The 14,943-nt window shown below is 42.2% G+C and carries 12 protein-coding genes; 5 read left to right on the forward strand and 7 right to left on the reverse strand.

What is annotated here, in order from left to right; genetic code table 11:
* Positions 1–228 precede the first annotated feature (228 nt).
* Positions 229–945 (reverse strand): DUF6261 family protein, encoded by a 717-nt coding sequence (locus tag AC37HE_RS15425; protein WP_500783764.1) that lies wholly within the window; start codon positions 943–945, stop codon positions 229–231.
* 584 nt (positions 946–1,529) lie between these two features.
* Positions 1,530–3,341, reverse strand: a complete 1,812-nt coding sequence (locus AC37HE_RS15430) for a GAF domain-containing sensor histidine kinase (RefSeq protein ID WP_500783765.1) — start codon at positions 3,339–3,341, stop codon at positions 1,530–1,532.
* A gap of 302 nt (positions 3,342–3,643) precedes the next feature.
* Here AC37HE_RS15430 and AC37HE_RS15435 point away from each other — a divergent pair, with 302 nt between their 5' ends.
* A complete protein-coding gene (locus tag AC37HE_RS15435; protein WP_500783767.1) occupies positions 3,644–4,069 on the forward strand; it encodes a DUF3788 domain-containing protein in 426 nt (141 codons plus the stop codon).
* A 7-nt stretch (positions 4,070–4,076) separates the two neighbouring features.
* On the forward strand, positions 4,077–5,045 hold the full coding sequence (locus AC37HE_RS15440; protein WP_500783769.1) for a family 43 glycosylhydrolase: 969 nt from the start codon (positions 4,077–4,079) through the stop codon (positions 5,043–5,045).
* A 143-nt stretch (positions 5,046–5,188) separates the two neighbouring features.
* Here the strand turns inward: AC37HE_RS15440 and AC37HE_RS15445 are convergent, their stop codons facing one another.
* A complete protein-coding gene (locus tag AC37HE_RS15445; RefSeq protein ID WP_500783771.1) occupies positions 5,189–5,626 on the reverse strand; it encodes a hypothetical protein in 438 nt (145 codons plus the stop codon).
* A 551-nt stretch (positions 5,627–6,177) separates the two neighbouring features.
* Between AC37HE_RS15445 and AC37HE_RS15450 the strand changes: the two genes are divergently transcribed.
* Positions 6,178–7,341: a TlpA family protein disulfide reductase gene (locus tag AC37HE_RS15450; RefSeq protein WP_500783773.1), complete on the forward strand. Its 1,164-nt coding sequence runs from the start codon at positions 6,178–6,180 to the stop codon at positions 7,339–7,341.
* A 36-nt stretch (positions 7,342–7,377) separates the two neighbouring features.
* On the opposite strand, the gene tilS is transcribed toward AC37HE_RS15450, so the two are convergent.
* The 4 genes from tilS to proS all read right to left on the reverse strand — a co-directional run bounded on the left by tilS (position 7,378) and on the right by proS (position 12,159).
* Positions 7,378–8,700, reverse strand: a complete 1,323-nt coding sequence (gene tilS / locus AC37HE_RS15455; protein ID WP_500783775.1) for a tRNA lysidine(34) synthetase TilS — start codon at positions 8,698–8,700, stop codon at positions 7,378–7,380.
* 3 nt (positions 8,701–8,703) lie between these two features.
* Positions 8,704–9,924, reverse strand: a complete 1,221-nt coding sequence (gene pepT, locus AC37HE_RS15460; RefSeq protein WP_500783777.1) for a peptidase T — start codon at positions 9,922–9,924, stop codon at positions 8,704–8,706.
* Position 9,925: 1 nt separating this feature from the next.
* On the reverse strand, positions 9,926–10,612 hold the full coding sequence (locus tag AC37HE_RS15465) for a hypothetical protein (protein WP_500783778.1): 687 nt from the start codon (positions 10,610–10,612) through the stop codon (positions 9,926–9,928).
* 71 nt (positions 10,613–10,683) lie between these two features.
* Entirely contained in the window at positions 10,684–12,159 is a 1,476-nt protein-coding gene (gene proS, locus AC37HE_RS15470) for a proline--tRNA ligase (RefSeq protein WP_500783780.1), read from the reverse strand.
* 97 nt (positions 12,160–12,256) lie between these two features.
* On the opposite strand from proS, the gene AC37HE_RS15475 reads away from it, so the two are divergent.
* Positions 12,257–13,711 carry a hypothetical protein gene (locus AC37HE_RS15475; protein WP_500783781.1) on the forward strand — a complete coding sequence of 485 codons (1,455 nt, stop codon included), beginning with the start codon at positions 12,257–12,259 and terminating at the stop codon, positions 13,709–13,711.
* Between the two features lie 54 nt (positions 13,712–13,765).
* The coding region (locus tag AC37HE_RS15480) for a hypothetical protein (RefSeq protein ID WP_500783783.1) at positions 13,766–14,943 on the forward strand (1,178 nt) is incomplete at its 3' end.

The raw sequence follows: 14,943 nt of genomic DNA on the forward strand, positions 1-14,943 counted from the left end.
GACGAGATTATGCAATTACTGAAAATGGAATAATAAACAGGCCCTTATTTTAGGTTAGTTTTTGTTGAAATGAGCTCCCGACTTACTCGAGGGCTTTTTTGTGAAAGTATCTTTGGAGTTTCGAGTTTCAAGTTTCAAGTTTCAAGTTGTGGTCATAGGTACCCTTTTATAGATCAGGGGCTGTTACTCGTTACTCGTTACTCTTCTCTCAACTGCCATCAACTGCGTTCAATTGTTTTCTTTACGGGTTTGCCGTGCACGGGCTACTGCATTTACTTCCTTCAGATAAGCGACTATTTGAGCAAAACTTTCTTCATAATTTTCAGCATCCAGCTCAGCATATATACGGTGCAAATCCAGTAATTTTTCAAGCTCGGGTATGTACTCAGGCCTAATCTCTGATGCCGAACGGGTTGTTTTCGCGGCTTCAGCTTTTAGCTCGGCACTTTGTTTATTCAACGCATCAAACTCTTGCTGGGCTGTTTTTAACGATTCATAATACTTCAGAATACCCAAGTCGGTCATTGCCTGCTGGTTTTCCGCTTTATCCTGCTCTTCAAACACGGAAATCAACAAGGCAGTCTCGGCCTTATAACCAGCGCGGTAAAGTGAAACACCATACCGTTGAATTACCTCAAACAACAAGCTCCCTTTGGCTGACTCGTCGGCCAGTAAAGTCATTGAAATACCCATACATACAAATTTGAAACATTGAAATGCCTGGTCACGCATTTCGTCGGCCCGGGCCAGTTCTTTGGTTAGAGGAGCTTCGGTGCTACTTTTCTGATTTGCCACCAGCTCGTTGTACAAAGCTTTTACAGCATTGTATTGCTTCTTCAGTTTTGGATCTGACTCGAGCATGGATTCCAGAAAACTTAAAAGGCGCTCGCCGATGCTGATTAATTCGTCAATTGAATAAAGGCTGGGAATAAATAATTGTTTCATGGTTTTATCAATTTTAGTTGTTTTTAATTCAAGTTAACTCCGATTATACCCAAAGTCAAGTTTTTGTTTTATATTTTTTACCATAACTCTGTCTATCAACAACATCAAACTCTAACTGTCAGCAGGACGAACTGCGTCATTCAGTCCTATTTTAAAGCATTTGTTCGTAAAACAACCGTTTTACAAAGCGGTTTTCAACAAACCTGGCCCCCAAAAATACTCCTGCAAAGCTGTTTTGGCATTTTCGGTTCGTCCATTTTGCTCTCGCAAATTGCAGGAGTATTCGCCGCCATTCTAAAATGTTTCTGCACTTTGCGGCAGCCATAGCCGGTCGTCCTCCCGGGGCCCTGCAATCTGCAGGAGCATGATCAGCGATCCGATTTCACTTCTGCACACTGCGAGCGCATTTCTCAGCCGTTAGGTTTAGCTCCTGCAAACTGCGGGAGAGTTTCCAATTGCTCGTTTATTCTCCTGCAAACTGCGAGCGTGTTTTCAACCAGCCGAAATCCCCAAAATCGGTTTGCAGAAGCTTTTATAATACCGCCAATGGGCAAAGCATGCACCGCGATCCAATACCGCGTCATCTAATTCCGGCAAATCGGCAACGAAACGCAGAAAACGCTTCCTTTGTCGGGCTCGCTTTCCACTTCAATCTGGCCATTATGCAGACGAACAAACTCATTCGTAATAATTAAGCCCAGTCCGGTTCCCCGCTCATTGTTTGTCCCCGGTGTACTTACTGAGTTATTAATATCGAAAAGTGTTTTGCAAAATTCAGGGCTCATCCCCACACCATTATCGCGCACAAGGATCGAAACCATTTCATGGTCCGATTTCCCTTCGACATGAACCTTCTGATTAGGGTTACTATATTTAATAGCATTCGAAAGCAGGTTGACCAAAATAGCTTTGATCATGTTCATATCAGCCACCAGCACCAAGTCGTCTTCCACTGAGATTGTAATCCGGGTGTTCTTGCTTTCCGCCTGCAGGAATAGCAGTTCGGACACCTCTTGAATCAACCGGGACAGGTTAAAAGAGGTTGGTACTTTTTCGATACCCTGAGTTTGAATACGCGACCATTCCAGTAGGTTACTCAGGTAATCAAATGATTTCCACAAGCCTTTATTCAGAAGCGATGAGTATTCTTTCAGAATCAGATTGTCCGATTCCTCCAGTTCCTCATTGATTAAATCGCTAAAACCAAGCAAGGAGTTAAACGGGCTTCGCAAGTCATGCGCAATAATTGAAAAGAACTTATCTTTTGTGGCGTTCAATGTCTTTAGCTCTTCGTTTTGCTTCACCATTCTGTTTTGGTAGCGAACTGCTTCAATATGCAAGCCAATGATGTCGGCAGTCGTTCTTAACAGGTTAATGTGTTCCTGACCCCATACTTGTTCTTTAACAACATCATCAAAGCCAATAAATCCATGCCATTCTCCACCTGAATAAATTGGAATCGCTAAAATCGATTTAATATTTTGGGGTTCGAGAATTTCCCGCTCTTCTTCAGGAAAATCTTTAACCTTTCCGGCAATCACTTTTTTCTTGCGAAAACGGTTCATCCACCTGCTCGCCATCATGGTTTCAATCTCCATTTTCTGCAATATCGGATTATCGATCTGCGGGCTAACACCGGGGGCACAAGCTTCGTAGGTTTGAGATACATAACGTTTGTCATCATCAACTTCGAAAATGTAAACACGCGAAATAGTTGAAACATTCAGGATTATTTCAAGTCCTCTATCCATACAATTCGGTTCGTTTGAAAGGATGACCTGTGAAAATTCGGCCATCGCCTTTTCATATTTCAACTGTTCCTGCAACAGTTTTCTCGACTCGTTAATTCGATTAATAAAGTAGATATGCGAAAGAATAAAAACAACAATGGTCAATACAAAAACAGCCCAATCAATCAAACCTGAAGGAGACACCGATGAAGACACCGATAAAAACAGGCGCAGATTAATGCTAATAAAAAGTAGAGCCATTAGCATTAAACTATAAAAAACCCAGCCTTTGACCTTATAAAACAGCAGAAAATACAGTACAATCGGGATAATTATGGAAAACTGGAAGGTATCTCCAAAATGCAACAGGAATGTACCGGTATAGATCGCAGCCAAAAAAATACTAATCAGAGTAACTTTGGCCGCAGGTTGCTTATTTTTGTAATTCAGGAAAAGCGGAATGGTAAATAAACCGAGGTAAAAAATATCGTATGAGAAGTTAGCTGCTGAAAACGGGAACTCCACAATCGCCACAACCGCTAAAATACTAACAGCAAAGAGACTAATGATATTTACAAGTCTGATTGCTCCCACTTCAAGAATACAATCGAAATCAGCACATCCTAAAGAAATTAATTTATTAATTCCATCACGAAGATTTCCCATAAGCTAAAAAATTTGAAGATTCTGATTTAACCGAGACTCGCATATCCGGATTAAATCTACTAAAGTCGTATTTCTGTTATCAATCGATTCTAAATATACATTTTTTATTCGATCCAAACAATACTAATCAGTACAGCTATTTTGATCTCTTGTACATTATAAATCAGGAAACAGGCTAAAATATCAAAGAGTTATAAGTCTGAAATACATTCAAAAAAGAAAGCCTATAAATTGACGAGGACAGGAAGTTTATGTAAGTTTAAATTCCGTAACCGACAGACCTGAATAAAACGCCTTGACTTATGGAAGACATCAGCATTTTCACCAACAAAAGCATCCCTCCAACAGCATCCGACTTAGCAGAGAAGCTAGGAACAACCTACCCACTGTGGAGACGTATTGAAGAACTGGTGCTGGTCAAATACCCGCAAGGACTAAAAGAATGGAATTACCCTGGCAAAAAATATGGCTGGAGTTTCCGCATTAAAGATAAGCGAAGAGCTATTCTTTACCTCCTGCCGCGACATGACTTTTTTAAGGTGGGCTTTGTTTTTGGAGACAAGGCTGTGGCCGCCATCCAACAAAGCTCTGTAGCAGATCGTATTAAATCCGAAATTGAGCAAGCCAAAAAGTATGCTGAAGGTCGGGGCATTCGAATTGACATCCTTAACGAGAGTCCTCTCGCAGATATCGAACAATTAATCGACATCAAATTAACCGTTAAATAAATATTCTATGAAACTCAAAAGAATGCTACTTACGCTTGCCGTGGCATTGGTGACCACCCTATCCTTGGCTCAAAATCCGCTGGATTTTGGGAGCAACATACGCACTGCTGATCCCTCAGCTCACGTTTGGAAAGACGGGCGCCTGTATATCTACGCATCGCACGACATCGAATGCCAGGAAGATTTCTGGATGAAGGACTGGCACATTTTCTCGACCGACGACCTGATTCACTGGACCGACCACGGTGCCTGCCTCACAGTTGACGATCTCTCCTGGGCCGATAACTTTGCATGGGCACCTGACTGTGCCTATAAAAACGGCAAGTATTATTTCTGTTTCCCGGCTGGTACAGGTTTTAAAGACCGTGAAAATCCGAAGAACAGCACAAAATGGATGGGTATCGGCATCGCGGTGAGCGACTCACCTACCGGCCCCTTTAAAGATGCCATTGGAGCTCCACTGTGGCGCAAACCTTATGCAAACGATCCCTGCATCTTTGTCGACGACGACGGAACAGGTTACATCTACTTTAATGGCGGTGGCGACTATATGGTGGCTGTACTGAACGATGACTTCCTCAGCGTAAAAGGTGATCTGAAAACAATGGACATGGGAGGCTACAAACCCAAGCGAGAAGGACCGTGGGTATTCAAGCGCAATGACATATACTATTACACCATGCCCGAAAATAACCGGGTTCTAACCTATTACACCTCCAAATCGCCTCTGGGCCCATGGAAATACCAGGGCGTGATTATGGAGCAAGAAAACGAGAGCAATAACCACCATTCGATTGTGGAATATAAGGGACAATGGCTGCTGTTCTACCACCGCTGGATTGACACCGGCGATGCCTGCCCCAACCGCAAACGCCAGCGCATGATCTGCGCAGAATACCTATACTTTAACGACGACGGTACCATTCAGCCGGTAAAACGCACAGCCGAGGGATTATCTGTTCCTCCGAGAAAGTAGGTGCACCCGGGAAAGCCGCTACTGCTTTCTACCTGACTTTAAAAGCAGAGCTGAATTGTATACCTCTTATTTTCAGATAAGAATACCAAAAAATAATCCCCGGACTCATGACCGGGGATTATTTTGAGTTGATTTTAATCCAGTTATTTCGTCAGACCAGGCATGTCCTGGTAAATTTCATCCGAGTGAGTTTGAACATATTTAAAGAAGGTTTTGAAGAATTTCTGCCGTTCGGCTTTGTCAGGCCAGGCTTCCTTAATCAATTTATTGGAGACATCGCCGGCCGCATCAATATCATTCCAACTGGCATATTCCGAAATAACAACCCAGTCCCGCATATCATCTCCATAGACATGATGCATGACTTTCTGACTAACAACTTTATCGTTTTTTGCCACCACCTTGTCATGATAAACGGTAAATAAACTATCCAGCTGAGCATTACTGCCATCCGCGGGAGGCAATAATTTCCAGGTTGTAACTACAAAATAATGGCCTTTTTCATCTTGGGCAACACCTGATTGAGGGAAGAGAAACGCTGCAAAAACGAAAGCTAATAAAAGTAAATAAACTCGCTTCATTGTTTTAAATTTTAAGTGAATACTAAAAAACTATCTTGAAGTTTTGACCTTGCAACTTCCTTCACCGAATGTGCTTTGTAAGATTTATCGTTTTAAGAACGGACCAAACAAGAAACAGCAACCGGAAAAGAATTCCATGTTTTAAATTGATTTGTGGTCTTTAATATTCCCCGACCGGGGCATTGAAAGGTTCGGCGCCATTTTAAGTGCTCCGAAAAATTAAGCATAAATGCTATTGGAGATTTTGTACGAATGACATTTAGTAAAGTTACATACCCCATGAGGTAGCTGAACCAATTTTACGGGCATAATGAGATAAGCCTAAAATACAGGGGAATGGACTACTGAATGTGACATGCAAAAGGTTTTTACATTTTGTTACGAATCAATAAAACGTGGTCCTGGTGGAGTTTCAAAGCTCACTTCATCTTTCTCAGCCATCGATATTCAACACATCAAATTTTGTTAGCGAGGGCTTTTTTTTTCAGAATCATAAACCTGATACAATTAATATTTTGCATATTCGTTAGATTTTCATAAAACAACTGAATATGAAAGGCGTTTCGATATCATTCTGTTTCATTCTGTTACTGCTTACTAGCTCACTAAAAACAGAGGCACAGAAATTTCCATTTAAAGTTGCTGAAATTTTCTCGCCGAACCTGATTACTGATTTCAACCAACAAAAGCTAATATTGATTGACTTCTGGGAAAGCTGGAGTGACCCTTGCCGTCCGGCAACGATCCAATTGGAGCTGGTTCAGCCTCATGTGGCTGATAAAGTGTTCATGGTTTCTGTTACGGACGAAAGTCATGAAGTTGTAGCCCAATACACAGCCAAGCACCCGATTAAGCTGATGGTAATTCGGGACTGGGAGAGTAACCTTGTCAGACAATTTAATATTAAAAGATGGCCTCATGCAGTGCTGCTGACGACAAACGGAGATCTGATTTGGCAAGGACACCCTGCTGATTTACCACTTGAAAAGATCAACCAATATGCCATTCAATACCGCAATGCTCCCCATAAGAAATTCACAGAGCTATTTTCAGTCAATGCTGGCTATACAGCACCCAAAGTTGTAAGTGCTCCTGTTGCCCAAACAAACACACCTATTATTTCCCATTCAGCAGGTTCATTAAGAATAGCCACCACAACCAATACACAGACCAAACTGTACCAGGAAAATGGTACAGTAAGTTATGCCGGTAGCCTGACTGCTTTATTTGCCAAATTGTACCGGGTACCGAAACAACAAATAGAGTCGACAAAGTGGGCCAATACAAATGTCGAGCTCGAATGCCCACAGACTCTTTGGGAAACACAACCTGATTCAATCATTCGGTTTATCGCCCGCCAATTAAAGATTAATATCAGCGCTACAAGCTCCAAGCAAGTAGTTTCACTGATGAATGTTGTCGATTATTCCAAATTGGGGAATAGTACACAACTCAATTTTGGCCCAGGTATAGTCGAAAAATACCAAATCGGTCCCGACAGATTGCAAGCCGATAACATAACGATTGCCCAATTATGTGCTTTATTGAGCGATGAAAAACATGAAATTTTCAAGTATTACGGCGAAGACTACAAAGAATACGACTGGGATATTCCGTATAAAAATGATGATGAAATGCAGAATGCTCTACTAAATCAATTTGGCATACATCTTCGACAATCCCAGATTGATCTTACTTTTTTTATGATCGAGTAAGGTTAGCCCGTATAAAAAGCATTTAATACTTAACGATTATTGGATGGAGATTCGAAGTACCTGCTGTGTATCTGGGGTAATTTTAAACCGATCGTCTATTCGGTGGCCTAGTACCCACACCACTTTTTTACCGCTGTAGAGGATCCATACAGCTTCCTTTTCCGGAATAGAAAGTTTCTGATCTACGAAAAAGTCACTTAACTTCTTAAGGTTGCTCATGCCCAGTGGCATGAAATATTCACCTTGTTCCCACTTCTTAAGCATTAGTGGAAACTGGAGCTTTGCAAGATCGAAATCGGCAACCAGGGGGGTCGTTGAAAAACGAAAAGCAGGGCTTTTGGCAATCGTTTCCAATTTTAGAGAAACGGGGTCGCTCAAAGATGAACAATCCTCCTCAATATAGAAACGTTGTTCATCGACCTCAGATAAACCCGTTAATAACAGGTAGGCTCGATCTTTTACCAAACGGTGAGTTTTGCTGAAGAAAATCCGGCCAGCTTCACCATCTAATGCAGCAACGATCTCAGTAAGCTGTTCCGCGTTAAAACCATACGGATGTAATAACTCAAATAATAACGTTTGCTGAGGGGTCAGCTCTTTTAGCTGTTCAATTGAAAAACGGATAATCCCCTGCGCTTCTTCCTCTAATCCGGTTGCCAGTTCATTCAATTTTTGTTGATAAACCAAAGCCGTATCTTTCAATATTGATGCGGTTTTAGCGGCATTCTTCCGAAACGAAGGGTTCAGCGTTTCAAACAAGGGAATAATCTGGTGACGAATGATGTTACGTTGATAGACCAGCTCGTCGTTGCTCGAATCGTGCTTATAGGGCAAGTTATTCTCTTCCGCATAAGCCAGAATCTCTTCACGCGAGGCAAAGAGCAAGGGTCGAACAAGAAAGCCATTTTTCGCCTGAATCCCGCTTAATCCCCGAATACCGGTACCCCGGCTCAGATTGATGAGCATTGTTTCAATCAAATCGTCGCGATGATGGGCTGTTGCCAGGTAATCGTATTGCAGCTGCTGGCGCAACTCTTCAAACCAGGTATAACGCAAATCGCGCGCAGCCATTTCGATGGAAATTCCCTCCAATTGTGCATACTCGCGGGTTTCAAATTGCTGAACAAATAACTCGATCCCCTGCTCGCCACAATAATCCCGGATGAAAACCTCTTCACCGTCTGACTCGGCACCTCGCAGCTTAAAATTACAATGGGCAACACAAAATTCATTTGGCAATTGCTGAAATAATTTCAGCAACACCATCGAATCGGCACCACCGCTTACTGCCAGAACCAACTTATCAGTTTCAGCAAAAAGCTTTTCATCCCGGATATATGTTTGGAAAGTTTCCAGCATTCCTTATTGGCCTACAACTTTCTCCGCAATTTTCACAATTACCTCCACTGCTTTCACCATTGAATTGACTGGAACATATTCGTAAGGACCGTGAAAGTTATGACCTCCCGCAAAGATATTTGGACAAGGTAAGCCCATATACGACAAACGACTACCATCGGTACCTCCACGAATAGGCCGAATGATCGGTTCTACGTCGACTTCTTTCATCGCTTCTTCGGCTAAATCAACAATGTATTTCACCGGTTCAACCTTCTCGCGCATATTATAGTACTGGTCTTCCATTTCCAACTCAACGGTTCCTTCGCCATATTCATCATTCAGGAAAATACAAGCCTGAGTAAGCATTTCCTTCCGTCGGTTGAATAAGGTACGATCGTGATCGCGGATAATGTACATCATTTTTGTTTGCTCTACCTTGCCGTCAAACGAGATTAGGTGAAAGAAACCTTCATAGTTGGTTGTATATTCCGGACGCTGTTCAGGAGGAAGCATGCTATCCAGCTTTTGTCCCACATGGATAGCGTTAATCATCTTATCCTTTGCAGCTCCCGGGTGCACACTTCTTCCCTGGATGGTAATAGCTGCCATGGCGGCATTAAAATTCTCATATTCCAACTCACCACGTTCACCTCCGTCAAGGGTAAATGCAAATTCGGCGCCAAATTTAGCAACATCAAAATGATCAGCTCCTTTACCGATTTCCTCATCCGGTGTGAAGCAAACCCGGATTTTGCCGTGCTTAATTTCAGGATGTTGAATCAAGAATTCCATAGCGGTAACAATTTCTGCAACACCTGCCTTATCATCGGCGCCAAGCAATGTATTTCCGTCAGTTGTGATGATTTCTTCGCCAATATAAGCCAGCAAATCAGGAAACTGATCCGGAGAAAGAGCAATTTTAGAGTTTAGCTGAATCGTTCCTCCATCGTACTGACGAATGATTGGATTAACATTTTCACCTGAAAAATCAGGACTGGTATCCACGTGTGCTACAAAACCGATTACAGGTGCTTTCTCATCCGTTGTCGCAGGCACAGTTGCCATGACATACCCGTATTCATCCTTTTCAACTTCGCTTAAGCCAATCTGTTTCAACTCTTCAACTAACTTATCAGCAAAAGTTAACTGACGCGTTGTACTTGGAAATGTTTTACTTGCAGGATCGGATGTTGTGTACTCTTTTGCGTATCCAATGAAACGCTTTACAATTGTCTCCTTCATATTAAATATCGTCTGAATTAAATTTAAAACCGACACGTTTACCGGTTTTCATTTTCGAGTAAATAATTTCTTCCTTCATCTGTTCAACCGAAGCAATCTTAACCTGGTCGTAAGGGGGCACCAACAGGTCGAACTCAATGGCATAGCGAATGGATGTATCCAGAATTTGCTTAACATTTGCTTTCGATATGATGTCGTTTTTAAAATCTTTGACCAACTCCCCCGATTGTCGTTTCCCTTCAACAAAGAAATGGCTCTCCTGGTTGATAAAAATTCGTGCAATCAGGTAGCCCAAATCCTGCATCCTACTGTATTTGAACGAATCAGACAAAAAATTATAAATATTAATAATGCCGCAATACGAATTAAGCGGCTCATTTTTTACATATTCTGTCTTCCAAACCGGGTGCTCCCGGTTGAACACAAACACGTTGGAGTGCATACTAAACAACAGCATATCTGCTGCCAAACGAAACTCTGCTTCAAAAGGTCCTTTTTCGTGAAAAGTAGGTAAGGAATCCTCCCCTATTTTTCCCTTAAGTGTTTCTGAATACTCTTCGACCAATTCGCGAAGCGCTTCCTTTAGAAGATTAAAGGTCTGAAGTGTATTGCGATAAACCGACTGCTTGACATTCGATTTAACAACAATCATTTCCAGTTGACTAGATTTTTCAGCTGATGCATCCATACACGGTATTTTTGTTAAAAATAAGAAAAGCAGCCAATATTGACTGCTTTTATCTGGTATGAAAAATCATGTTAGTAAGCAATAGCAAACAAAACACGTTGTTGAGAAGGATTTCCGGTATAAATACACTTTCCTTCTTCTTTTTCGCCTTCAAAAGGAATACAACGGATTGTTGCTTTGGTTTCTTCTTTAATTTTTTGCTCAGTTTCCGGAGTACCATCCCAGTGAGCTAAAACAAAACCACCTTTATTTTTCAAAACTTCTTTGAACTCATCGTAGGTGTCAACTTTGGTCGTCTTCTCCGTACGGAAGTCTTTTGCTCTATTATAAATTGAAGTTTGAATTTCTTCCAGCAAATCGGCAACGTACTGATCAACATTTTCCAGTTGAGCAACTTCTTTGGTCAGGGTATCGCGACGCGCAACCTCAACAGTTCCGTTTTCCAGATCACGAGGTCCAAGACCTAAACGTACCGGTACACCTTTCAGTTCGTACTCCGCAAATTTCCAGCCCGGTTTCTTATTGTCCGAGTTGTCATATTTCACAGTGATACCACGTGCCTTCAGTTTGGCAATCACCTCATCAACTTTATTGTTAATGGCATTCAACTGCTCATCGTTCCGATAGATCGGCACAATCACTACCTGGTAAGGAGCTAGTTTTGGAGGAAGAACCAAACCATGATCATCTGAGTGAGCCATGATTAATGCCCCCATTAAACGGGTTGAAACGCCCCAGCTCGTTGCCCAAACATAATCTTCTTTTCCTTCTTTAGTCGCAAAACGCACATCAAATGCTTTTGCGAAGTTTTGTCCAAGGAAGTGAGAAGTTCCCGATTGCAGCGCTTTTCCATCCTGCATCAGTGCTTCGATGGTGTATGTTTCCAGGGCACCAGCAAAACGTTCGTTTGCTGATTTTGCGCCCTTAATTACTGGTAAAGCCATAAAGTTTTCAGCAAAGTCAGCATAAACATTCACCATTTGCTCTGTTTCCTTCATTGCCTCCTCTTTAGTCGCATGAGCAGTATGTCCTTCCTGCCACAGGAACTCAGCTGTACGCAAAAACAAACGGGTACGCATTTCCCAACGAACAACGTTAGCCCATTGGTTACACAAGATTGGGAGGTCGCGATATGATTGGATCCAGTTTTTATAAGTATTCCAGATAATTGTCTCCGATGTCGGTCGAACAATCAGTTCTTCCTCAAGTTTTGCATCCGGGTCAACAACAACACCTTTCCCATCCGGACTATTTTTCAAACGATAATGTGTAACTACGGCACACTCTTTGGCGAAGCCTTCAACGTGATCGGCTTCTTTACTAAAAAACGATTTGGGAATAAACAACGGAAAGTAAGCATTTACGTGACCTGTTTCTTTAAACATTCGATCTAACTCAGCCTGCATTTTTTCCCATATTGCATATCCGTAAGGTTTGATTACCATGCAGCCTCGAACAGCTGATGATTCGGCCAAATCAGCCTTCACAACCAGCTCGTTGTACCACTGCGAGTAATTCTCTTCCCTAAGGGTTAATTCTTTCGCCATTTCTTTTGATTTGGTATGGTATTTGCTTTATTTGTAATGTAATTATAGAGGCTACAAAGTAAATAAATTTATTCTTAAAATTACAGGAGGGATAGTTATGAAAGCAAAAGTTACAATCATCTCGGCACTAGCACTTTTACTGGGTGCTTGTACAACCGGGAACTATGTAACCGACAGGTACGACGATGTGTACTTTACTCCCGGAGATGTACCTCCACCGGTTATGACAGATCCGGTTCCTGTTGATCAAAGTCTGCAGCCAACCAAAGCCGCACCACTTGTAATGCAGGAACAAAACATTGACAAGAGTGGTAATCAAACCTATGAAAATCACGTATTTACCACTGACAACCCAAATGCTGATGTACATCACTATGATATGTCATCAATGCAAATGGTCGATAGCGATACCACCGCATTAAGTAATGCGGATACCGTTAATTATATTATCAATAATTATTACGAAGGCGACGATTTAGACTTTGCCTACCGTATTAATCGTTTTCACCGCTATGGTTATTACTCACCTTATAGCTGGTACAACGATCCGTTTTATTACGATCCGTACTACTATGATCCGTTTTATTACGACTGGTATTACCCGGGCTGGAGCTTTAGTATAGGCTTTGGATGGGGATATCCTTACTACAGCTACTGGGGAAGCCCATGGTATTGGGGTAGTTCCTGGTATGGCGGTGGTTATTGGGGCGGAGGTTATTGGAACTATCCGTATTACGGAGGTTACTACCCATCTCACCCGATTTACAATGACAATTTCAGATATGAGCACCGACGTTCAAACTATGGAACAGTGAGCAATGGCTCTTACGGCACAAGAGGTTCGTATGCAACATCAAGCCGTCGCTCTTCAGGAACAGTTAGCGGAACAACAAGAAGTAGCGTTGCAGGAACTTCGGCAACAAGACGTTCTGTTTCAAGTTCAACAGCACGTACAAGTACTGCAACAACCCGAAGCGCAACCATTATGGACAAACGCCGTGATGCTACTGTAAATGGTGTTAGCTCAAGCGGCAGAAGAAGTGTTTCAACAATCAATGCAACCACTCGTTCAGGCCAAACTCCGGCTGTTCGGTCAACCAACCAAACGCGTGCTGCAACGACAACCAGAAGCACAACCAATGGAACTCGTTATAGTGCACCTACTCAAACACGTACGTATACACCAAGTTATACCAAGCCAAGAACTGTTACACGTTCGAGCTATAACAACAATACATACAGAAGTTCCGGTTCCAGTTCTTCGTACTCTAAGCCTGCAACCAGAACTCAAAGTTCCAGCTACAGAAGTACCTATAATTCTGGTACGACATACCAAAGAGGATCAAGCAGCAGTACAAGATCATATAGTACTCCGAGCCGTAGTTCATCCTCTTACAGTACGCCAAGCCGTAGCTCTTCATCCTACAGTGCACCAAGCCGAAGTTCGTCAAGCTACCGGTCATCAGGTAGTAGTTCAAGCCGATCTTCATACTCTGGTGGTGGAGGTTCATCAAGAAGCTCCGGAGGAAGCAGAAGCGGTGGACGCCGCTAATGAAAGCGTTCAGATAGTTAAAGCCTGAAAATAATTAGCTAAAACCAGATAGTTATGAAAAAAATTATTAGTGCATTTATCATTCTCCTTGCAGGCACTCCTCTGTTTGCACAAAATATGGTTGATGCCCTTCGCCTGTCTGATACCAGACTACAAGGTACAGCAAGAGCAGCAGCAATGGGGAATGCATTTGGAGCGCTTGGTGGCGACTTCACTTCGGCAAGTATAAACCCGGCAGGACTGGGCGTTTACCGAAGCAGCGAATTTGTAATTACAACGCAACTTGGGAATACGGACGTTGAAGCCAATTACCTGGGGACAAAAGCTTCAGACTCTAAATTCAACTTAAGTGTACCAAATATTGGCTATGTTGCGAACTTCCCTTCCTCACCTAACAGAACCAGTTCATTAGTTAGCGTTAGTTTGGGATTGGGATACAATCGCATGAATGATTTCAACATGCATAAATTGATAAGCGGTAGCGGAGCAACATCATCTATGCTCGACCAGTTTTTGATTAATGCAGACAACGGTATTTATGATGAAGCTTATGAAAATTTAGCTGTGAATACCAACTTAATTTATACCTATGCCGATGATCCGGATCAAATCCATTATCATGATATGTTGAGATATCAGGGTGATGATCCTGGCAACCTCGTAAGTTTTCCGCATGATCAGCGCAGAACCTTCTCTCAAAGAGGAAGTCTGGATGAATATATCATTTCGTTTGCGGCGAATTTAAACCACAAAGTTTATCTGGGAGCAACAGTTGGCATTCAGGATGTTTATTATAAGGAAACCAGTCGCTTTGTTGAAAGCAATGTAGATTACGAAGGAAATAACTTCACCTATCAACTCAACGACTATGGTTTTGAATCGTACTTAAGAACTACCGGAACGGGAATCAACCTTAAAATAGGTGCCATTTTCAAACCGGTTGATGCCTTAAGATTAGGGGTAGCATTCCATACCCCAACTTACTACGATTTGCATGATAGCTTCGATACGTATATGTATTCAAATATTGCGGAAAGCGGTCAAAACACATTTAGTGATGCCAGTTCTCCATACTATGACTACGACTACCGCATTGAGAGCCCAATGAAAGGGATTTTTAGTGCTGCATACGTAATTGGGAAAGCAGGCTTAATCAGTGTTGACTATGAGTATATCGACTACTCATCAATGAGACTGCGCGATGCAGGAGACGGTTACGATTTTTCAACTGA

This window comes from Mangrovibacterium sp. (assembly GCF_059905295.1).

Bases quoted from the DNA above. Each gene is read 5' to 3' on its own strand.
- AC37HE_RS15475 (WP_500783781.1), top strand. From the start codon at position 12,257: ATGAAAGCAAAAGTTACAATCATCTCGGCACTAGCACTTTTACTGGGT.
- AC37HE_RS15440 (WP_500783769.1), top strand. From the start codon at position 4,077: ATGAAACTCAAAAGAATGCTACTTACGCTTGCCGTGGCATTGGTGACC.
- AC37HE_RS15435 (WP_500783767.1), top strand. From the start codon at position 3,644: ATGGAAGACATCAGCATTTTCACCAACAAAAGCATCCCTCCAACAGCA.
- AC37HE_RS15430 (WP_500783765.1), bottom strand. From the start codon at position 3,341: ATGGGAAATCTTCGTGATGGAATTAATAAATTAATTTCTTTAGGATGT.
- proS (WP_500783780.1), bottom strand. From the start codon at position 12,159: ATGGCGAAAGAATTAACCCTTAGGGAAGAGAATTACTCGCAGTGGTAC.
- tilS (WP_500783775.1), bottom strand. From the start codon at position 8,700: ATGCTGGAAACTTTCCAAACATATATCCGGGATGAAAAGCTTTTTGCT.
- pepT (WP_500783777.1), bottom strand. From the start codon at position 9,924: ATGAAGGAGACAATTGTAAAGCGTTTCATTGGATACGCAAAAGAGTAC.
- AC37HE_RS15450 (WP_500783773.1), top strand. From the start codon at position 6,178: ATGAAAGGCGTTTCGATATCATTCTGTTTCATTCTGTTACTGCTTACT.
- AC37HE_RS15445 (WP_500783771.1), bottom strand. From the start codon at position 5,626: ATGAAGCGAGTTTATTTACTTTTATTAGCTTTCGTTTTTGCAGCGTTT.
- AC37HE_RS15425 (WP_500783764.1), bottom strand. From the start codon at position 945: ATGAAACAATTATTTATTCCCAGCCTTTATTCAATTGACGAATTAATC.
- AC37HE_RS15465 (WP_500783778.1), bottom strand. From the start codon at position 10,612: ATGGATGCATCAGCTGAAAAATCTAGTCAACTGGAAATGATTGTTGTT.